Raw genomic sequence first — 19,111 nt, forward strand, 5'->3', positions numbered from 1 at the left:
AACGTCGCGCCCAATGAACTTCGAATCCAAACAGACAACCGGCCGATCCGCCCCGGCAGCGCCACTGAAGAACGTGCGCGTGATCGACTTGGGGCAGTACATCGCGGGGCCCGGCGCTGCCATGGTCCTGGCCGAGTTGGGCGCACAGGTGATCAAGATCGAACCGCTTGCGGGCGACCAGGCCCGGCACATCGGCCGCTACGGCGAGTCGATGATCCGCGCCTACAGCCGCGGCAAGCAGTCCATCGCGCTCAACTTGAAGAGCGACGCGGGTCGCGAGATCGCGTGGCGGCTGATTGCAAACAGCGACGTCGTGATCCAGAACCTGCGCCCCGGCGCCGTCGAGGCGCTGGGCCTGGGGCCGTCCGCGGTGCGCGAACGGTTTCCCAAGGTCATCTACCTGTCGATCTCGGGCTTCGGGGACCTGGGGCCTTCGAGCGCGCGTCCCGGCTACGACATCGCGGCACAGGCCGAGAGTGGCTTGATGTCGGTCACGGGCGAGCCGGACCGCCTCCCGCAGAAGGTGGGGGTACCGATCATCGATGCGGCCGCGGCGCACCTGGGTGCCCAGGCGGTGCTCGCTGCGCTCTACGGCCGCGCGCAGACGGGTGTCGGCGAGACGCTGCGTGCGTCGCTGCTCGAGGTGGCGCTGCATCTGCAGGCCACCACGTGGTGCGACTACCTGGGCGGCGCGCCCGAGCCGACGCGCATCGGCGACGGCCAGCCCAACAACGCGCCCGCGGCCGAGGTGGTGCCCACGCGCGACGGGCACATCGTGCTGTCTGCCTATGCGGATGAGCACTGGGCGCGGTTCTGTCGTGTGATGGGACGCGAGCCGCTCGCGACCGACCCGCGCTTTTGCACCAACGCACTGCGGGTGCAGCACCGCAGTGAGTTGCGCATCGTGCTGCGTGAATGCCTCTCGTCCTTCACCAGCGAAGAATGCGTGGCGCTGCTGAGCCGCAACCAGATCGTGGTCGGCTTTGTCCGCAGCTACCAGCAGGTGCTGCAAAGCGCAGACGTGCAGGCCAGCGGAATACTGGTCGATGCACTGGGGGCGGACGGCGAACGCTATCCGTCGCTGGCATTGCCCTACCGGCTGGGCGACGCGCCGCGTGCCACGCCGCCCGCCGCACCCGCGTGCGGGGCCGACACCGATCGCCTCCTGGCCGAGCTCGGGCTTGCGGCGAACGAGATCGACGAACTTCGCCGCGCTGGCGCGGTGGCATGACCCAGGAAAAGAAGAGCCCCATGAATTCGAAGATCGTTCCCCTCGCGCACGGTTGCGACGCCGTCGTGATCCAGACGCTACCGCTGTTCGAGATGATGCGGATGCGCGCAGCGACCACCGCGCGCCGACACCCCGTGCTCGGGTTCGCTGCGCCGGATGCAGCGTCGGCCATGCGGTGGGTCAACCAGTTCACCCACACGCACCGTCGCCTCGGCCCGGAAGACAAAGAGGTCGTCAGCCCCAACAACGACACGGTCTACAGCAATGCCTGGCTCGACCTGTCCGAAAGGCCGGTCGTCATCGAATCGCCCGAGATGGGCGACCGCTACTGGACCCTCGGCCTGCTGGACGCGTGGACGAATCCCTTCGCCTACGTCGGGCGCCGCACGACGGGTAACAGGCCCCAACGCACGCTGGTGCATGGCCCCGCGTGGCGTGGCGTCGTCCCTGTGGACATCACGCAGACGATTGCCGCACCGGGCGATGACGTGTGGCTGATCGGGCGCCATCTCGTGGAGGACGACGGCGAAGACGCGGCGCGCGTGCGCGAGACACAAGCCCAGATGCGGCTCGTGCGCCTGGATGGCAGCGACGCGGCGATGCGGGTGGACACGTGGATGGACGGGCGCGATGCTGGCACGCCGGCTGCCGACCTGTACCTGTCGATCACGAGCGCTGCGCTGCGGCGCAATCCGCCGATGGCAGGGGAGTGCCAGGCGTGGCCTCCTGCCGCGGCCGAGCTTGAGGCGTCGCTGCCTGCCGTCTACGAGCGGCTGCGCACCAGCAACCAGCCGCACGACCTGGGCGGTGGCTGGGCGATCCCGGTCATGGTGAAGACCCACTGGAGCGACGACTACCTGACGCGTGCCCGCATCGCGCGCAACTTCATCGGCGCGCTGGGCGTCGAGGAGGCGATGTATCCCACCGCCGAGGTGGACGCGCGCGGCGCGCCGCTCGATGGATCCCGGCGCTACGAGCTGCGGTTTGCGCCGGGCAAGGGACTGAAGGTGGGCGCCTTCTGGTCGCTCACGATGTACCGCCGCAGCGACTGTCTTTTCGTGGCCAACCCCATCCACCGGTATTCGATCGGCGATCGCACGCCCGGCTTGCACCACGACGCCGATGGCAGCCTGGCCCTGCGGCTGCAGGCCGACGACCCGGGGCCGGGCGTCAACTGGCTTCCGGCGCCGAAGGGCGAGCTGTTCTACGTCGTGCTGCGGCTGTATCAACCGCATGCCGACCATCTGGAACTGCGATTCGACTACCCGCCGATCCAGCCGATCTGACACCCACAAAATCAACGGAAACACGCACGCATGACCACAATGAACCGCCGACACCTTCTCGCCACCGCTGCAGCCGGTCTGGCACTTCCCTGGAGCGCGTCGAGCCACGCACAGGCATGGCCGGCGCGGCCGATCCGCATGGTCTCTCCCTACGGTGCAGGTGGGTCGAACGACATCCTGACGCGTGTGCTGGGCGACTTCCTCGGCCGACGGCTCGGCCAGGGCATCATCATCGAGAACAAGGCCGGTGCCGGCACGCGCATTGCCAACGACTTCGTGGCCAAGGCGCCGGCAGACGGCTACACGCTGCTCCACGCGGCCGCACCGATTGCCATCGGCGAGGCGCTGTACAAGGGCCTGCCGTACGACGTGCACAAGAACTTCGCTTCGATCGCCAGCACGGCCATCGCGCCCTTGTTCCTGGTAGTCAATGCCAACGCGCCGTACAAGACGGTCGCAGAGTTCATCGAGCAGATGAAGGCCGACCCGAAGGGCGCGACCTTCGGATCGCCGGGGGCGGGCTCCGCGCCGCACCTGACGGCCGAGTTCCTGTTGCGCGCATCCGGCACGAAGGGCATCGTGGTGCAGTACCGCGGCGATGCGCCGGCCTACACCGAGCTCCTGGCCGGGCGGATTGACGCCACCTTGACGGCGATTTCGACCGCAATTCCCCACATCCAGGCCGGCAAGCTGCGGGTACTGGGCGTGGCCACAGAAGAGCGCTCGCCGCTATACCCGAGCGCGCCGACTTTCAGGGAGCAGGGCCTGCCTTCCGTCGTGGGCTATGGCTGGTACGGCATGCTCGCGCCGGCCGGAACGCCGGCCCCCATCGTCGAGCGGCTGAATGCGGAGATCAACGCGGCGGTGGCCGACGCGGATGTCCGCCGCAAGGCCGAGGCGGCGGGACTGCAACTGCGTGGCGGCAGCGCCGCCGAGTTCAGTGCATTCATTGCCAGCGAGACGCGCAAGTGGGCGCAGATCATCAAGGCCGCGAACATCACGGCCGAATGAGGAGCGCGATGCCTTGGGTACAGCTATGGACTGCACGTGCAGAGGTTGAGCCCTCCTGCGTTGGTTGCTCCCGGGATGCGCCCGATTGGAGTACGCAAGGGTGTACGGCGATGCTCGGAGAAAACGCCCTCAGACTGTTCGATCTGCCGCGAGGTGGTCATCGGCAGTGAAGGCGTTCAGGACTCCGAATCCTTGGGGCCTCGCCGCTGCAATGCGTGAGGGTGGTGCTGGGTGAAATGGTCGCGGGTAGCGGCCTCGACCGCCGGCAGGCTCTCATGCAAGCGGCGCAGCAGGTTCAGAAGAAGCTTGCGCTCCGCCGCCGCGAGGGCCGACATGAAGGCACGCTCGCTCTCCATCGCGGCCTCCCGGATCTGATCGTGTATGGCACTGCCGGACGGCGTCAGCGTCGCGATGCGGGCACGTCCGCCTTGGGGATCGAGGGCGAGTTCGATGAAGCCGCACTGTGCATGCCCACGGCCCTGCACAGTGCGGACGGCGATGCCGGACGACCGCGGCCGCGAGATGCTGAACACGACATAGGAGCAGTTCGGCCGGAACTACAAACGAGATTTCGAAGTGATCATCAAACGGATGCAGGAGTTCGGCATCGAGGCGCGATAGGTTCCCGGTAGGGAGATCGACAGGCGCGCCGTATCCGTCAAGACGCACATTTTTGAAGGGGTGGAGCCTGTGCTGCGCTGGCTCATTCCCTCAGGCGAGCAGACTGCCGAGGCAGTCCGCAATGGCTCCAGAGCATCGTCACTGATTCCAGAAAGCAATTGAGTCATGCGAATTATTCATTCGCCAGCCTAGTGTCGCGTCACCGATCATCTGTCGGTCTGCGCTGGCCATCGAAGCGCATCGCGGCGTTGCATCGCTTGCCAATACGCTCGGTATTAGCTGCGCGCTACGCTCCGATGGCTGCGCGCAGCCTACGACATCTGATCGGTGACGCGACACTAGCCTGTCGTATCTAGCATCGCATTTCGATTCTGGAGACAAGTACATGAAGTTGGTCAAAGGACTGCTGCTAGCGGCTACCCTCGTTGGGCAAGCAGCTTTAGCGCAGAGCACAGGCGATTACCCCAACAAACACGTTCGACTCGTCGTGCCTTTCGGCGCGGGTAGCGCGTCCGACACGGTCGCACGCATCGTGGCGGAGGAGGTGCGGAGCAGGATGGGCGTTGTCATCGTGGACAACAAGCAGGGTGCCAACGGAATCATCGGTGCGGGCAGCGTCGCCAAGGCCGTGCCAGATGGCTATACGCTGCTGCTGACTAGCAGTTCCACCCATTCGGGTATTGGTGCGCTCTTCAAGCAACCTGGCTACGATCCTCTCAAGGACTTCGTGCATATTGGGCGCATTGCCACCATCCCGATGATCCTGGTGGTGCGGCCAGATGCACCCTTCAATTCGGCGCAGGAACTCGCGACCCAGGCCCGCAAAACCCCGCTGCGCTACGCCTATGGCAGCGGTTCGGCTCAGATCGCAGGTGCAACCTTCAGCATCGTCGCCAATGCGCCTTCTGACGCGATTCCCTATAAGAGTCAGCCGCCGGCGATCACGGATTTGCTGGGCGGTCAGGTCGACTACGTGTTGGCTGATGCCTCGGTGGTGACTAGCTTTTTACGTGCTGGACGTCTCCGAGGTCTAGCGATAACGGGCCTGCAGCGTGCGAAAGACCTACCTGAGGTACCTACGATGACACAAGCCGGCTATCCCAGTTTCGACTTGGTGGTCTGGGTGGGACTGGCCGCCCCGGCCGGTACACCCGAGCCGATCGTGGTGCTGTGGAACAAGGAGGTCGCCTCGGCCCTGTCCAAACCGGAGGTAGTAGCCAAGCTCGCCCGCCTGGGTATGGTTGCCAGCCCAAATACGCAGCAGCAGCAGGCAGAATTCGCATTGGCTCAGCGCGACATATGGGTGACGCGCGCGGCCAAGGCGGGAATTCAGGCGGAATGAACGCGCACTCGACAAAGGCGCTCGCCGGCATCCGTGCTGGACCTCACTTCCGTCATCATGGGGTCAGTGTGCACTCAGATTCTCGCGGACTAGCAGGCTGCTGAAATACCTCACTCGAAGGACCCCTCGTAGGTGGGCCTGAGGCGTTGTTTTTGCAGACTCACGAAACCCTCTGATGCGCGGCCCCGACACATTCACCGAAGGTTTGTTCACCATGAGACGGCTGGACGACTTCGTTCCCGCCGATCACCCGCTGCGCCGCATCCGAGTGATGGTCAACGAAGTACTGGCCAAGATGGACGGGTTGTTCTCTCGGATGTACGAGGCCGACATCAAGGGCGGACGCCCGAGCATTGCGCCGGAGAAGCTGCTGCGCGCGATGCTGCTGCAGATCCTGTTCAGCGTGCGCTCTGAGCGCCAGCTCATGGAGCAGACCCAATACAACATGTTGTTTCGCTGGTTCATCGGCCTGGCAATGGATGACGCGGTGTGGGTGCCGACGGTGTTCAGCAAAAACCGCCAGCGCCTGATCGAGCACGACGCGGTGGTCGCCTTCTTCAACGAAGTGCTGGAGACGGCTGAGAACAAGGATTGGTTGTCGGGCGAGCACTTCAGTGTCGACGGCACGTTGATTCAGGCCTGGGCCGGACACAAGAGCTTCGTTCGCAAGGACGGGGACGACGATGGCGGCAGCGGCGGGGACTTCAAGGGGCAGCGACGCAGCAACGAAACACACAAGTCAAAGACGGACCCCGATTCAAAGCTGTACCGCAAGGGCAAGACGGCCAGCGAGCTGCGCTACATGGGGCACACGCTCCCCAACTGCTCAACGAAAAATCCATGACGAGTTCCTGCAACCGCTCTTCATCTCAATGGCCGACTGAGATCGAGGTCGAATGCACTCGCTCGCCCGAACTCAACTACGAACCCGCGACCGAGGTGGGACTGGTGCGCTGCCTGGAACACGGCTTTCCCACGCCGCTGGCGCGCTGGCATTGCCACGAGGAATACGAGCTGCACCTGGCACTCGCGCTCGTTGCGCCCGTCCGCCATCACGCTGAAACGCTGTCCGCGATCAGCCTGAAATGACTGTCCGGGATCGCTGAAATCCGCACCCGAGATCCAGCTGCTTCATGATCTGCAATATGAGTGTCCGTAGCCACTTGTGCGCGGAGTCTGCGTGGAGCCGCTCATGCCAGTACTGTTTGACCTGAAAGCTCGGCAGAGATATCGGCACTGGAACCAGCTTGATCGGGATGAGGTCGCGGAAAAGAAGGCCCAGATCTTCCGGAATAGTGACGACGAAGTCGGAGAAAGCCGCCAAAAAAGGAATAGCTCCTAAACGAGGAATTCGGACGGCGATGTCGCGGGAGAATCCACGTTTGGCTAGTGCCTCGTCCAGGCGGCCGTAAGTGGAGCCGTGCGTCCAGTACATCGCATGACGCGCATTGAGGTACTGCGTCAATGTCATCGTGTCACCGATGCTTGGATGATCTTTGCGCATTGCGCAGACATAGGATGTGTCGCGCAGATGCTGTTGTCTCGCCCAGTTTGGGACACCGACAAAGTAGCCGATCGCAAGATCAATTTCTCCAACGTCGAGCGCGTTCACGACTTCGTCTTGACGAAGGTCGATAACGGTCAGCTGAGTATGCGGTGCATCCTGGTTCAACAGCTGCACGATCTTCGGGAGCGCCAACATCATGCCGATGTCGTTCACATAAATCTTGAACTGATTCTTCGCCGACTGCGGTTGAAACGGTGTCGGCTCGTCCAGCCTTCGGACTGAATCAAGCACATGGGCAATCTTCGGAGCAAGCGCATCTGCCCATGGTGTGGGATGCATGCCGTTGGAGGTCCGTACGAAGAGCGGATTGTCGAAATGCACCCTGAGCTTGTTGAGCGCCGCGGTGACAGCGGGCTGCGTCAGATCAAGCTCTTGCGCTGCGGCCGAGACGCTTCTATGTCTGTAGATAGCGTCGAAAAAAGTCAACAAGTTGAGATTGAATTCACTCAGGTCCATGACTGGTCTCCTCGGAATGAGGTGGGGATATATAAATTCTGATGATTGATTGTATCAATCCAGTTGATATAAAAAAAGAGATCTGGTTCTTACACTTTTTCCCAGAAGGTGCCTTGAAGGCCCTCTGTGCCACTTCCGATGGAAGAGCGCCGACGGCGTTCCTTCAGTCGAAATCGTCGCAAAGCCATGGAGACAAAAAATGAGATCGAGAGCAGTTTCAGTGCAAGCGGGTCTGCCTTCCTATGGCAGAAGCACTCAGCCCAGAGCGCAGACTCTTGGCAACAGCACACGCAGAGTGCATGTGAGCTGCCAGCGCATGGCCGGAATGCGTTGGCGATGAAACGTAGGGCACTCCTGAACGAGGTCGTCGACGCTCCTGCCGCCGCCACGCAGAGAGATCACGCCGCGAGGCGGACTTGGTGCGGGACGCTTCGGGTCCGCGAGAGTCCTTTCCCCATCTGCCGCCTCCAGTCCTCTTCTTCGGACGTACATATCAGCATGGCCTGAATTGCAAAGCGCGCATTTTGGCTTTTCCCCCTCAGAAAGACTCGCAGTGAAAAGATCCCTCGTCGCCCTGGCTGCCTTGGCCATCACCGGTTCCGCATCGGCTCAGTCTTCCATCACGATGTTCGGTGTGGTGGATGCAGGTATCAGCTACTACGCAAACGAGAACACCGCAGGTGTCACGGCCAGTCAGAAAGCTGTCTCCAACTCAGGGTACAACGCCAGCCGCTTCGGCTTTCGTGGGACTGAGGACCTTGGCGGTGGTCTGGCCGCCAGTTTCTGGCTCGAAGCGCCGATCACCAACGATGACGGTCAGGGCATCTTGATGTTTTCCCGTCGATCGACGGTGAGCATATCGGGCGGCTTTGGTGAAATCCGAGCAGGCCGCGACTACACGCCGACGTTCCGAAACGACGTTGTGTTCGATCCGTTCTTCACGGCCGGCGTGGGCGCCAACATGCTCTATTTGGCGAATCACGGCTTTGGCAAATGGCTCGCAGGCACACCCGCAACCGGCAGCACCTATGTTCGATCGGGCAACAGCGTTGGCTATTTCTTGCCTCCGAACCTCGGCGGCTTCTATGGCCAGGTGATGTACTCCTTCAACGAGCGCGAAAAGTTCGATCCGGGTACGGCGACGCCGGCCACATTGCACACGCAGCGCACCGGTCGCTACCTCGGCGGCCGTGCGGGCTATGCCAATGGACCGCTGGATGTCGCCGCCTCCTACAGCAGCGCCATCATCGGGGATGATTTCTACGCAGGAACCACTACCGCAGTGAAGACCTGGAATCTCGGCGCGTCGTACGACTTCGGTGTTGCGAAGCTGATGGGAGAGTACTCGAGTGCCAAGAAATCCGTTGATTCGGCACGCCCGTGGGTTTCGGCGCCAGACAATGGGCTCAAAGGCTATCTCATGGGCGTCACTGTTCCGATTGGACCTGGGCTGATCCGTGCGTCGTACTCACAAGTCAAGTACGACCAGAATCAGCCATCCGGGTCGAATGCGGCCAAGAATCCGCAGGCCGGCAAGTTCGCACTCGGCTATGTACACAACCTGTCGAAGCGCACGGCGCTGTACGCAGCGGTGGCCCGCTTGAGCAACAAGCACGGTGCGGCGTTGTCGGTGGCCGGCCCTGCGTTCGCGCAAGGGCAGGAGGCCCTGCCGAAGACGTCGACAGGCTATGACTTCGGCATCCGTCACGCGTTCTGATGGGCAAATCACCTCTTCCGTTCATGACCATGACCGATCTCCAGAGGCAATCACTCCAAACGCCGATGACCGTGCTCGCCCTCAACGGCAGTTTGAGGGCGGGTTCGTTCAATGGCCACGCGCTCGCTGCAGCGGAAATTCTTGCTCCCCACGGCATGTCAATGGAATTTTCCTGCTGTACCGGCATTCCGCTCTTCAATGAAGATGAGGAAAGGCTGGGAATTCCGCCTGTTGTCGAGCTTCTGGGAGATCGAATTCGCAGCGCGAACGGCCTTGTGATCGCCAGTCCCGAATACAACTTCTCAATCAGCGGCGTGCTAAAGAACACCATCGACTGGCTGTCGCGACTTCCGTCAAGACCGCTGAAGGGCAAGCCCGTCGCGATTCTCTCGGCGACCGCAGGCGCCTTCGGCGGCGCCAGGCATCAATACGAGCTTCGCAAAGTTCTGCTCGGGCTCGATGCGCTGGTGCTGCAGCGCCCTGAAGTTCTCATTGGCAATTGCCGGGCGAAGTTCGATGAAAACGGAAACCTCACCGACGCCGCCACGCAGCAAGCAATCGCCTCCGCGATGCAGGCCTTTGCCGCGTGGATTTCACTGCTGGAGTCAGGCAGCTCGGCCGTGACGACGGACGCGGCAACGCACATCGCACTTGCGGTCTGAACCTGAAGAACATCAATACAACGGAGACATCACCATGCACCTTTCTTCTACTTCCCGTCTCGCCTCCTTGCTGATGGCGGGGCTGATTTCCGTCGCTGCGATGCCTGCAGCGTCCCAACCTATCAAGCTGGGCATCATTACCGACCGGGTGGGTGCCGCCAAGCCGTACGCGGAACCTGTTTTGCAGGGCGCGCAAGTGGCCGCCAAGGAGCTCAATGCCAGCGGTGGCGTGTTGGGACGCCCGATCGAGCTCCTGGTGGAAGATGATCAGGGCCGCCCGGATCTCTCGGCAACAGCGGCACGCAAGCTCGTCGATTCTGGTGTGGCTTTCATCCTGTCGATTTCCTGGACCTCGGCCACTCAGCAGGCGCAGTCGGTGACCGTTGAAACAGGTACACCGCACCTCGCGCCCAGCAACAGCGGCGATACGCTGACCACGCAGATCGCCAACCCCAACTTTTGGCAGACCGGACCGCTTGCGTCCTCGCAAGTTTCGACGTTGCTCGCGTATGCACGAAGCAAGTCCTTCAAACGCGTCGCGATCATTGGTGACAACACGGGGCTGGGCCAGCTGATGACGCAATCTTTCAAGGCTGGTATCGAAGCTGCAAAGATCCAAGTTGTCAGTGAGGAAGTGGTTCCACGTGGCGCCAATAGCGCTGATGCCCAGATTCAGAGAGTTCGGGCGTCGAATCCGGACGCGATCTTTCTCACCGGAATCCTCGCTCCAGAGAACACACTGATTCTGCGCGCCTATCGACTGCTGGGCCTCAAGGCGCCACTGCTCGGGAACTTTAGTTTCTCGAACATTCAGTACGCATCGGTCGCAAAGGGGTTGTTGGACGGGTTGGTCTTCATCGATGCGTTCGATCCCACCAAGCCGCAAGTGCAGCGGTTCATCGCGACCTATACCAAGGCCGCCGGAACTGCGCCCGACAACATCAATGCTTACGGTTACGACGGGGTGATGCTTGTGGCCGACGCGATTCGCCGTGCGGGCGGAACGGACAAGCTCAAGGTCCGCGATGCGATGCAAGCAACCAAGGGGTTCGTAGGCGTGCTGGGAGCGCAGGGAGCAAGCTATGGCTTCGCCAACGGAAAGCGCACGGGTTTCGATGGTGATGGCTTGGTGGTGCGCATCTACGAAGGTGATCGCCAGGGCAAAGTGCAATTCACCGGAACCCGTTGAACAAGCGCAGCTCTCGCTATGCAAGACTTCTTCGAACTTCTGGTCAGCGCCGTATCGACCGGTTGCATCTACGGGCTTGTTGCCTTGGCCTATCTGCTCATCGCTCGTCCCACAGGGATTATCAATTTCGCGGTAGGCGAATGGGCAGCCTTGGGTGGTTTTGCTGGCTATCTGGCCCTGTCGAAATTTGAACTTCCCTATGCCGTGGGGATGGCAGCAGTCGTCATATTCATGTTCTTCGCAGGATGGGCCACCGAAAGGACAGTGGTGAGGCCCTTGATTGAACGCCACGCGCCACCGCTGGCGCCAGTGCTTGTGCTGCTCGGCATGCTCGTCGTTTTTCGCGAATCCTTGTCGTTGGGATTTGGTCCGGACCCGTACAGCGTCCCGGCTGGGTTGGGCTTCGGCCGGTTTGAATTTGGACTGTTCGCGGGAGCCTACCAAAGCCTCTTCATCATCGCGACGGCTTTGACGATCTTCGCTGCGGCATGGCTATTTTTTGAGCGCAGCCTCACTGGAAAGAGCTTCGCGGCTGTTGCCATCGACCGGCGCGTTGCAGCATTGATGGGCATTAACCTCGGCCGGGTGACCTCGATGTCATTCGCCGGTGGTGCCGTGGTCGCGGGAATGGCAGGTTTGCTGTCGGCGCCGACCACCTCTGTGCACTACATGATGGGCTTGCCGCTGGCCATCCAGGGCTTCACCGCCTTGGTGATTGGCGGTGCGAATCGCGTTGCCGGCGCACTGTTCGGCGGACTGCTCCTGGCATTGGTAGAACAACTCACGATTCGCTATCTGCCGATCGCTGCAGGTTTGAGCATGGGCGTTCCGCTGATCGTGCTGATTGTATTTTTGCTGGTCAAGCCTGAAGGATTGCTGGGCTTGAGAAAGGAGCGCGCGTGAAAACGTCGCTGAAGTATCTGTTGGTCGTTCTGGTGTTGCTGGCTATCGCCATCCCGATGGGGGCGTACCACACAGACGTTTACCGCAAGCTGTTGCTGTGGAGTGCGTTGGCATTGAGCTTCAACTTCCTGTTCGGAATTTCAGGGCAATTGGCGTTGTCTCATTTCACCTTCTATGGGTTAGGAGCCTACGCAATCGTTATCTTGTCGCATCAGGTGGGGTTGCCTTTGCCGCTGGCTGCGATGGGGGCATTGGCGTTGTGTATCGTGGTTTCAGCCGCAGTGGCCATTCCCGCGACGCGCCTGGAGGGTTTCTACCTGGCGCTGGCCACACTGGCACTGGCGCAATTGGTGACCGTGTTGCTGAATGAAGGCGGGGCCCTGACTGGCGGTTCGAACGGGTTGGCCAACTACGGCGTCCCGAGCGTCTTGGGATTTCGCCTCGAAGGAATGAATCTCACAGCCGCGGTGATCTTGCTGCTGGTGCTTACCTTTGGGCTTCTGCGTCGGCTCGACCGTTCGCAGTTTGGCAGGGCGTGCCGCGCCGTGCGCGACGATCCCGCCGTGGCTTCGGCCATGGGCATCGACGTGTCACGGACCAAGATCGCCGCATACATGCTGGCCAGTTGCCTGGCTGCCGCAGCAGGCATGTGCTACGCCTTCGTTGATCGAAACGTGAACCCCGCTGCGTTTGGCATCGAGTATGGATTCCTGCTGCTTTTTGCGGTCATCGTGGGCGGCGTCGGTTCCCAATGGGGCGCCATCTTCGGAGGGGTTCTGGTGTTCGTTCTGCCCCTTTTCCTTGCACCTCTTATCGGGCATTACCACGCCCTGATCTTTGGCATCGTCGTGGTCTTGATCATGTTGCTGGAGCCGCGTGGTTTGGTCGGCGTTTGGCTGCGTGCTCGCTCGGCCAGGAGTTCCTCTTGACCGCTTCAATTCTTCTGGAAACTTTCGGCATGTCGCGGCGCTTCGGTGGGCTGCATGCCGTGAGCGATCTCGATCTCAAGGTTCACGTCGGTGAGATCGTTGGTGTGATCGGGCCCAACGGGGCCGGCAAGTCGACCACTTTCAATATGCTCGCCGGCGCCTTGCCACCTTCGGCGGGAGCGATTCATTTCGAGGGCCGGCGCATGGATGGTCTGCCTTCACATCGAGTGGCTGCGCTTGGTATTGCCCGCACCTTCCAGCACAACCGGCCATTTGCCGGCATGTCGCTGACCGAGAACGTCATGGCGGGCATGCATCTGCATCTGCACAAGCCGCTTTGGCGTGAGATTGTCTTCTCGCACCAGGCGGCATGCGCCGAGAGAGAGGCCGCGGTCCGGGCCGATGGACTCCTTGAATTTGTCGGGCTGGGGGATTTCAAGAAGGCGGACGTGAGCACACTGTCGTTCGGTCAGGGTCGGCTGCTTGAAGTCGCACGCTGCATGGCGGCGAAGCCGAAATTGCTTCTGCTCGACGAGCCGGCTGCAGGCCTGACGCATGACGAATGCGATCGCCTCTGCGAGATTATTCGCAGCGTGGCGAAGCAGGGCGTCGCAGTACTCCTGATCGAGCACGACATGCGCTTGGTGATGGGGCTGACGGAACGCATCGTCGTCTTGAACTTCGGTCGAAAGATTGCCGATGGGACACCGGCCGAGATACGCGTCGATGCAGGCGTAGCCGCCGCATATCTTGGCGACAACGCCGAAGGGAGCGCTTGATGCTTGATGTTCATGATCTGTGCGGGGGCTACGGGCAGGCTCCGGTCTTGCACAACGTGAAGATGCGACTGGGCCGTGGGGAGACCGTGGCGCTGCTCGGGCCGAACGGCGCTGGAAAGTCGACCCTGTTGGCGGCTCTGACCGCCACCCTGCCTGTTCGATCAGGACGCGCAGAGATGAGCGGCCATGATCTGATCGGAATGCCGAGTCATCGCATCGTGGCCGAGGGACTCGCGCTCATCCCCGAGGGCCGGCATGTGTTCGCACCCATGACCGTGGAAGACAACCTGCTGCTTGGCAGCATCAGACTACAAGGGCGCAGTGCCGCTGCGGTCCGCAGCCGCTTCGAGTATGTGTACGACCTATTTCCTCGACTGGCGGAACGGCGTCTGCAACGAACCGGCACTTTGTCTGGCGGCGAACAGCAGATGGTGGCCATCGGGCGGGCTTTGATGTCAGCGCCGCGTCTGCTGCTGTTGGACGAGCCGTTCATGGGCCTTGCGCCCATGGTCGTGCAGCAGATTCTCCAGGCGCTGCAAGTCTTGCGTTCGACGGGTATGACGATGTTGCTTGTCGAGCAAAAACTTGACATTGCCCTGAAGCACAGCGATCGCGCCTATGTGCTTGTCAAAGGACGCATCGTCTGCACGGATCGATCGATCCAGCTCGCTGCGCGCACCGATCTTTCTCAGCTTTATCTGGGGTCGGGCTAGTGTCGTGTCACCGATCAGATGTCGTAGGCTGCGCGCAGCCATCGGAGCGCAGCGCAAGGCGCATCGCGCGGCCCATACCGAGCTGTATTGGCAAGCGATGCAACGCCGCGATGCGCTTCGATGGCCAGCGCAGACCGACAGATGATCGGTGACGCGACACTAGTTCACCGGCGGATTTCGCATTCACTTTCAAACCAACTGCAAGAGTTCACCATGCCAGGATTCGTTCCCGTTCGAGGTCTTCACCATTTCGCTTATCGCTGCCGTGACGCGGAGGAGACGCGGCAGTTCTATGAAGGAATTCTGGGGCTGCCTCTGGTTCACGTCGTTCGCGCGGAAGAGGTTCCGAGCACGGGGGAATACTGCCCCTATATGCACCTCTTCTTTGAAATGAAGGATGGCAGTTGCGTCGCGTTCTTCGATCTGGACGACGACACCGTTCCGTTGCCCTCCTCGAACACGCCGGTCTGGGCACAGCATCTGGCACTGCGAGTGGACTCGGTCGCTGCCGTTGAAGAGGCCAAACGCAAGTTGGAGCAAGCTGGAGTCAAGGTACTGGGGCCTGTGGATCACGATGGGTTCGTATGCTCAATCTACTTCTTCGACCCTAACGGTGTTCGCCTGGAGCTGACCACCGACACCGCTGACTCGACCGAGATGGCGCGTTACCGCCGCGAGGCCCGCCCGGGATGTGACGCGTGGACATTGGAGAAGTCGCTGCGGCGGGCGACGGGCCAAGGCTCGGTCTTGCGCTGAAGGAGATATCACCATGAAGCGCACAATCACACCGGTCCACGAGGTCCAGACTGAATGGGTTCACCTGCACTACGCTGAGTCCAGCATCTTCAAGGAGGTTTACGGCTTTGTAGGGACACAGGGTACGGTGAACCTGGAGGGGGTTCGTTACACCCCGGTGGGTCGCCCATCGAAGACATTGCTTGTGTTCATGCATCCCGCGTCGACCTTGCAATTGCTGCCCATGCCCCGCGAACTTGCTCGCCATGGGGCGCATGTGCTGTGCGCTGGCAGCCGATATCAACGCAATGACAGCGCGCTGATCATGGAAAACGTCGTAGTCGACCTTGGCGCGTACATACGCCATGCAAAGGAAGTCTGGAAGTACGAGAAGGTGGTGCTTGTTGGCTGGTCCGGTGGAGGATCGCTGTCATTGCTGTACCAGTCGCAAGCTGAAAATCCAACAATATCCACCACGCCCGCTGGAGACCCCTGCAGTATCAAGCAAGCCGGCCTGATGCCCGCCGATGCCTTCATTTTCCAGGCAGCACATACGGGAAGGGCCCGGATGCTCTCGGAATGGATCGACCCTTCGGTGTTGGATGAGAACGATCCGGATCGCATTGACCCTGGGCTGAACTTGTATGCGACGACATGCCGTCCGCCATACAGCGCCGACTTCCTCGCCGCGTTCCGTGCGGGCCAGCGAGCACGGCTGCGCCGACGCACCGCGTGGGTCAAGGAAACCCTGGAAACACTCCGTCGCAAAGGTGGCCAGGAGGTAGAGCGCGGGTTTGTTACCCATCGAACCATGGCGGATCCACGCTTTCTCGACCCGACCATCGAGCCCAATGATCGTCCGATCGGGCGGTGCTTCATGGGTATTCCCGAAACGGTGAACAACGGCCCCGTGGGCATTGCGCGCTTTTCCACGCTGCGCGCCTGGTTGTCCCAATGGTCGCCGGATGACAGCAACGCAGATGGCGTAACCTGTGCGAAGTCTCTCACTGTTCCGTTCCTGGCCATCGAGCACAGTGCCGATGACGCCGTGCCACAGTCCCATGTGCGCCAGGTATTCGAGGCTGCGAGCGCGACCGACAAGTCCATGACGGTGCTTCAGGGGGCGACGCACTACTTCCTCGGACAGCCGGAGATGTTGCAGCAAGCGGCAACGATCTGCCTCGACTGGCTCGCAGAGCGAGGACTGCACGATTGATGCGTGAACCGGCCCTCGAACGGTCGAGGGCCGCCACCGTTCTACAAAGAGCAGATTCAAGATGAACCAGCGCACCTTGTTCGACAAGATCTGGGACGAGCACGTGGTGGATGTGGGGGCGGACGGAACAACCTTGCTCTACGTGGATCGTCATTTTCTGCACGAAGTGACGAGTCCGCAGGCGTTCCGCGGCCTGCAGCTAGCGGGCCGCAGGCCATGGCGCAGCGATGCCAACCTTGCCATGCCGGACCACAACGTTCCCACGAAGGATCGCGCTGCGCATCTCGACGATGCCCTTGCGCGTGCGCAGATCGAAGCACTGGATCGGAACTGCGCCGAATTCGCAGTGCCGTTGTTCCGGTTGTCCGATCCCAGGCAGGGCATCGTGCACGTGTCCGGACCCGAACAAGGCGCGTCATTGCCGGGGAGCGTGATCGTTTGCGGCGACAGCCATACCAGCACGCATGGCGCGCTGGCCACCATCGCCCACGGCATCGGAACCTCCGAAGTGGAGCATGTGCTGGCGACGCAGACCCTGCTGGCACGCAAGCCAGCCCGCATGCGGGTCAACTTCCACGGTGTTGCGGGAGCGGGTGTCAGCGCCAAGGACATGGCGCTGGCCATGATCGCGAAGGTCGGCGCCGCTGGCGCGCAAGGCTACGCCATCGAGTACGCCGGAGAAGCCGTTCGCTGCTTGTCTGTAGAAGCCCGAATGACACTGTGCAACATGTCAATCGAGGCTGGTGCCCGGTGTGGCATGGTCGCTGTCGACGACAAGACAATCGAGTATCTGCGAGGGCGTCCGATGGCGCCTCGTGGCGAAAGCTGGGATCTGGCCGTGCGCACCTGGCGTGCCTTGGTCTCGGACCATGACGCGCAGTTCGATGTCGAGATCGAGATCGACGTGGGCATGCTTGGCCCTCTCGTGACCTGGGGGACATCGCCGGACATGGTGATCTCCGTCGACGAAAAAATCCCTGACCCCGCGGCGGAGAAGGACGGTACACGACGGGCGGGGATGGAGCGGGCATTGCGCTACATGGACCTTGCCCCAGGCACGCCGATCACCGATGTTCGCCTGGACAGAATATTCATCGGCTCGTGCACGAACTCCCGCCTGGAAGACTTGCGGGCCGCTGCCGAGGTTATCCGGGGAAAGCACGTTGCGGCCTCGATCCGCCAGGCGCTGGTGGTCCCAGGGTCGGGGCTCGTGAAGCAACAAGCCGAGAACGAGGGCCTGCACCAGCTCTTCATCGATGCAGGCTTTGAATGGCGCGATGCCGGATGCTCGATGTGCGTGGGCATGAATGCAGATCACCTGCTGTCCGGAGAGCGCTGCGCATCGACCTCCAACCGAAATTTTGAGGATCGGCAGGGTGTCGGAGGTCGGACTCACCTGGTTAGTCCGGCGATGGCAGCCGCGGCAGCGATTGCGGGCCACTTCGTCGACATCCGGCGATCGTCATGAGTCCTGCTCCCGCGAATTCCGAAGCCATGTCAGTGGTCCTTCTGTCGTTTGCGAAGTGGTTCGCCTGGCGACATCGCTGACGTTTTTATTCGATTCCTTCACACACTCAAACTTCTATGCGTATCGTAGACATTCGTGAAATCTCCGTTCCTCTCAAAGGGAACGTATCCAACGCGCTCGTCAATTTTTCAGAGCACACTGTTTCTCTGGTTGCTGTTTTCAGCGATGTAGTTCGCAACGGAAAACCGGTGGTTGGCGTGGCCTTCAACTCGATCGGCCGCTTTGCGCAACATGGATTACTTCATGAGCGGTTCATCCCGCGCATTTTGAAGTGCACGCCCGAATCGCTGCTCGAGAGCGACGGGAGAACGTTCTCTGCAAAGGCGATTTTCCGAGCCGCCATGACGAACGAGAAACCGGGCGGACATGGAGATCGCGCCACCGCGGTCGCGGCGCTCGAACTCGCCATCTGGGACCTCAATGCAAAGCTCGCCGATGAACCCGCGTATGTGACGATTGCACGCGCAGCTGGGCGGCCTGCACAAACAAGGGCAAAGCCTGTCTATGCGGCTGGTGGGTATTACTACCCGGAAGATTCCTCGAATCGCTTGCGCAGTGAGCTTCAGGCGTACCGCGACCTTGGTTTTGTCGACTTCAAGATCAAGATCGGTGGCGCCTCGCTCGAGGAGGATCTCAAACGCATCCACATGGCCCTCGAAATCAGTGAGGGAGGAGAGCACCTCGCCGTCGATGCCAATGGCCGTTTCGATCTGCAAACTGCACTCGCCTATGCCGATGCTATCGCGCCGCTGGCGCTGCGGTGGTACGAGGAAGTGGGTGACCCGCTGGATTTCCGACTCAACGCGGAAATCGCCAGCCGTTATCGAGGCGCTATCGCTACCGGGGAAAATTTGTTCTCGACGATCGACACCGTCAATCTGATGCGCTTCGGCGGCATGCGTCCAGGACTCGACGTGTTCCAGATGGAGGCAGGCCTGAGCTACGGTCTCACGGAGTACATGGCAACGCTGAAGGAACTCGAAGCCCATGGCTTTTCTCGTGAGCAGGTTCAGCCGCATGGGGGGCATCTGATCAACCTCCACATCGCAACCGGACTGGGATTGGGCGGGTGCGAGGTCTATCCGGGTGTGTTCCAGCCGTTCGGCGGTTACTCGGCGGCCTGCATGGTGTCGGAAGGCTATGCCATGCCGACTCAGGCACCAGGCTTCGGCCTGGAGGAGAAGCCCGGGTTGAGCGAGGCCATCGCTGAACTGATCAAGAGGTGA

General features: G+C 61.4%; 20 protein-coding genes and 1 pseudogene. 17 read left to right on the forward strand and 4 right to left on the reverse strand.

Annotated elements, in window-relative coordinates:
- Positions 1 to 13 precede the first annotated feature (13 nt).
- From VEIS_RS22450 to VEIS_RS22460, 3 genes are read left to right on the forward strand one after another with little or no spacing between them, the layout of a single operon-like run.
- Positions 14 to 1,231, forward strand: a complete 1,218-nt coding sequence (locus VEIS_RS22450) for a CoA transferase (protein ID WP_049773998.1) — start codon at positions 14 to 16, stop codon at positions 1,229 to 1,231.
- A gap of 20 nt (positions 1,232 to 1,251) precedes the next feature.
- Positions 1,252 to 2,517, forward strand: a complete 1,266-nt coding sequence (locus tag VEIS_RS22455) for a DUF1254 domain-containing protein (protein ID WP_011812317.1) — start codon at positions 1,252 to 1,254, stop codon at positions 2,515 to 2,517.
- Positions 2,518 to 2,547: 30 nt separating this feature from the next.
- On the forward strand, positions 2,548 to 3,528 hold the full coding sequence (locus tag VEIS_RS22460; protein ID WP_011812318.1) for a Bug family tripartite tricarboxylate transporter substrate binding protein: 981 nt from the start codon (positions 2,548 to 2,550) through the stop codon (positions 3,526 to 3,528).
- Between the two features lie 176 nt (positions 3,529 to 3,704).
- Here the strand turns inward: VEIS_RS22460 and VEIS_RS25010 are convergent, their stop codons facing one another.
- Complete coding sequence (locus VEIS_RS25010; RefSeq protein ID WP_011812319.1) at positions 3,705 to 4,061, reverse strand: helix-turn-helix domain-containing protein; 357 nt, start codon at positions 4,059 to 4,061, stop codon at positions 3,705 to 3,707.
- A gap of 226 nt (positions 4,062 to 4,287) precedes the next feature.
- Positions 4,288 to 4,488 (reverse strand): hypothetical protein, encoded by a 201-nt coding sequence (locus tag VEIS_RS27200; RefSeq protein WP_157048636.1) that lies wholly within the window; start codon positions 4,486 to 4,488, stop codon positions 4,288 to 4,290.
- 46 nt (positions 4,489 to 4,534) lie between these two features.
- Here VEIS_RS27200 and VEIS_RS22470 point away from each other — a divergent pair, with 46 nt between their 5' ends.
- The 3 genes and pseudogenes from VEIS_RS22470 to VEIS_RS22480 all read left to right on the forward strand — a co-directional run bounded on the left by VEIS_RS22470 (position 4,535) and on the right by VEIS_RS22480 (position 6,580).
- A complete protein-coding gene (locus VEIS_RS22470; RefSeq protein WP_011812320.1) occupies positions 4,535 to 5,491 on the forward strand; it encodes a Bug family tripartite tricarboxylate transporter substrate binding protein in 957 nt (318 codons plus the stop codon).
- 175 nt (positions 5,492 to 5,666) lie between these two features.
- Positions 5,667 to 6,308: pseudogene (locus VEIS_RS22475) on the forward strand (IS5 family transposase); the annotation flags it as partial.
- Between the two features lie 23 nt (positions 6,309 to 6,331).
- Positions 6,332 to 6,580: a cupin domain-containing protein gene (locus tag VEIS_RS22480; protein WP_011812322.1), complete on the forward strand. Its 249-nt coding sequence runs from the start codon at positions 6,332 to 6,334 to the stop codon at positions 6,578 to 6,580.
- Here VEIS_RS22480 and VEIS_RS22485 read toward each other — a convergent pair.
- Positions 6,567 to 7,514: a LysR family transcriptional regulator gene (locus tag VEIS_RS22485; RefSeq protein WP_011812323.1), complete on the reverse strand. Its 948-nt coding sequence runs from the start codon at positions 7,512 to 7,514 to the stop codon at positions 6,567 to 6,569. The genes VEIS_RS22480 and VEIS_RS22485 overlap by 14 nt on opposite strands.
- 553 nt (positions 7,515 to 8,067) lie before the next feature.
- Here VEIS_RS22485 and VEIS_RS22490 point away from each other — a divergent pair.
- From VEIS_RS22490 to VEIS_RS22520, 7 genes are read left to right on the forward strand one after another with little or no spacing between them, the layout of a single operon-like run.
- Positions 8,068 to 9,231 carry a porin gene (locus tag VEIS_RS22490; RefSeq protein WP_011812324.1) on the forward strand — a complete coding sequence of 388 codons (1,164 nt, stop codon included), beginning with the start codon at positions 8,068 to 8,070 and terminating at the stop codon, positions 9,229 to 9,231.
- Positions 9,232 to 9,254: 23 nt separating this feature from the next.
- Positions 9,255 to 9,893 carry an NADPH-dependent FMN reductase gene (locus tag VEIS_RS22495; protein WP_198137920.1) on the forward strand — a complete coding sequence of 213 codons (639 nt, stop codon included), beginning with the start codon at positions 9,255 to 9,257 and terminating at the stop codon, positions 9,891 to 9,893.
- Between the two features lie 34 nt (positions 9,894 to 9,927).
- A complete protein-coding gene (locus VEIS_RS22500; RefSeq protein ID WP_011812326.1) occupies positions 9,928 to 11,082 on the forward strand; it encodes an ABC transporter substrate-binding protein in 1,155 nt (384 codons plus the stop codon).
- Between the two features lie 18 nt (positions 11,083 to 11,100).
- Positions 11,101 to 11,985 (forward strand): branched-chain amino acid ABC transporter permease, encoded by an 885-nt coding sequence (locus VEIS_RS22505; RefSeq protein ID WP_011812327.1) that lies wholly within the window; start codon positions 11,101 to 11,103, stop codon positions 11,983 to 11,985.
- Complete coding sequence (locus VEIS_RS22510; RefSeq protein ID WP_011812328.1) at positions 11,982 to 12,914, forward strand: branched-chain amino acid ABC transporter permease; 933 nt, start codon at positions 11,982 to 11,984, stop codon at positions 12,912 to 12,914. Before VEIS_RS22505 ends, VEIS_RS22510 begins: the two co-directional genes overlap by 4 nt.
- Positions 12,911 to 13,693, forward strand: coding sequence for an ABC transporter ATP-binding protein (locus VEIS_RS22515; RefSeq protein WP_011812329.1), 783 nt, complete (start codon positions 12,911 to 12,913; stop codon positions 13,691 to 13,693). Before VEIS_RS22510 ends, VEIS_RS22515 begins: the two co-directional genes overlap by 4 nt.
- Positions 13,693 to 14,406, forward strand: a complete 714-nt coding sequence (locus tag VEIS_RS22520; protein WP_011812330.1) for an ABC transporter ATP-binding protein — start codon at positions 13,693 to 13,695, stop codon at positions 14,404 to 14,406. Before VEIS_RS22515 ends, VEIS_RS22520 begins: the two co-directional genes overlap by 1 nt.
- Before the next feature lie 7 nt (positions 14,407 to 14,413).
- On the opposite strand, the gene VEIS_RS29315 is transcribed toward VEIS_RS22520, so the two are convergent.
- The gene (locus VEIS_RS29315) at positions 14,414 to 14,566 is read right to left on the reverse strand and encodes a hypothetical protein (RefSeq protein ID WP_157048355.1); all 153 of its coding nucleotides are present in this window, start codon (positions 14,564 to 14,566) and stop codon (positions 14,414 to 14,416) included.
- Positions 14,567 to 14,619: 53 nt separating this feature from the next.
- On the opposite strand from VEIS_RS29315, the gene VEIS_RS22525 reads away from it, so the two are divergent.
- The 4 genes from VEIS_RS22525 (at position 14,620) to VEIS_RS22540 (ending at position 19,111) form a co-directional block, all read left to right on the forward strand.
- On the forward strand, positions 14,620 to 15,162 hold the full coding sequence (locus tag VEIS_RS22525; protein WP_041950287.1) for a VOC family protein: 543 nt from the start codon (positions 14,620 to 14,622) through the stop codon (positions 15,160 to 15,162).
- A 13-nt stretch (positions 15,163 to 15,175) separates the two neighbouring features.
- The gene (locus tag VEIS_RS22530; RefSeq protein WP_011812332.1) at positions 15,176 to 16,357 is read left to right on the forward strand and encodes an alpha/beta hydrolase family protein; all 1,182 of its coding nucleotides are present in this window, start codon (positions 15,176 to 15,178) and stop codon (positions 16,355 to 16,357) included.
- Positions 16,358 to 16,418: 61 nt separating this feature from the next.
- The gene (gene leuC / locus VEIS_RS22535) at positions 16,419 to 17,825 is read left to right on the forward strand and encodes a 3-isopropylmalate dehydratase large subunit (protein WP_011812333.1); all 1,407 of its coding nucleotides are present in this window, start codon (positions 16,419 to 16,421) and stop codon (positions 17,823 to 17,825) included.
- A gap of 116 nt (positions 17,826 to 17,941) precedes the next feature.
- Entirely contained in the window at positions 17,942 to 19,111 is a 1,170-nt protein-coding gene (locus VEIS_RS22540) for a mandelate racemase/muconate lactonizing enzyme family protein (protein WP_011812334.1), read from the forward strand.

The organism is Verminephrobacter eiseniae EF01-2 (genome assembly GCF_000015565.1).
GTDB lineage: Bacteria > Pseudomonadota > Gammaproteobacteria > Burkholderiales > Burkholderiaceae_C > Acidovorax > Acidovorax eiseniae.

Coding starts and splice junctions, on each gene's coding strand:
- VEIS_RS22450 (WP_049773998.1), top strand. CDS start 14: ATGAACTTCGAATCCAAACAGACAACCGGCCGATCCGCCCCGGCAGCG.
- VEIS_RS22455 (WP_011812317.1), top strand. CDS start 1,252: ATGAATTCGAAGATCGTTCCCCTCGCGCACGGTTGCGACGCCGTCGTG.
- VEIS_RS22460 (WP_011812318.1), top strand. CDS start 2,548: ATGACCACAATGAACCGCCGACACCTTCTCGCCACCGCTGCAGCCGGT.
- VEIS_RS22470 (WP_011812320.1), top strand. CDS start 4,535: ATGAAGTTGGTCAAAGGACTGCTGCTAGCGGCTACCCTCGTTGGGCAA.
- VEIS_RS22480 (WP_011812322.1), top strand. CDS start 6,332: ATGACGAGTTCCTGCAACCGCTCTTCATCTCAATGGCCGACTGAGATC.
- VEIS_RS22485 (WP_011812323.1), bottom strand. CDS start 7,514: ATGGACCTGAGTGAATTCAATCTCAACTTGTTGACTTTTTTCGACGCT.
- VEIS_RS22495 (WP_198137920.1), top strand. CDS start 9,255: ATGACCATGACCGATCTCCAGAGGCAATCACTCCAAACGCCGATGACC.
- VEIS_RS22500 (WP_011812326.1), top strand. CDS start 9,928: ATGCACCTTTCTTCTACTTCCCGTCTCGCCTCCTTGCTGATGGCGGGG.
- VEIS_RS22505 (WP_011812327.1), top strand. CDS start 11,101: ATGCAAGACTTCTTCGAACTTCTGGTCAGCGCCGTATCGACCGGTTGC.
- VEIS_RS22520 (WP_011812330.1), top strand. CDS start 13,693: ATGCTTGATGTTCATGATCTGTGCGGGGGCTACGGGCAGGCTCCGGTC.
- VEIS_RS22525 (WP_041950287.1), top strand. CDS start 14,620: ATGCCAGGATTCGTTCCCGTTCGAGGTCTTCACCATTTCGCTTATCGC.
- VEIS_RS22530 (WP_011812332.1), top strand. CDS start 15,176: ATGAAGCGCACAATCACACCGGTCCACGAGGTCCAGACTGAATGGGTT.
- leuC (WP_011812333.1), top strand. CDS start 16,419: ATGAACCAGCGCACCTTGTTCGACAAGATCTGGGACGAGCACGTGGTG.
- VEIS_RS22540 (WP_011812334.1), top strand. CDS start 17,942: ATGCGTATCGTAGACATTCGTGAAATCTCCGTTCCTCTCAAAGGGAAC.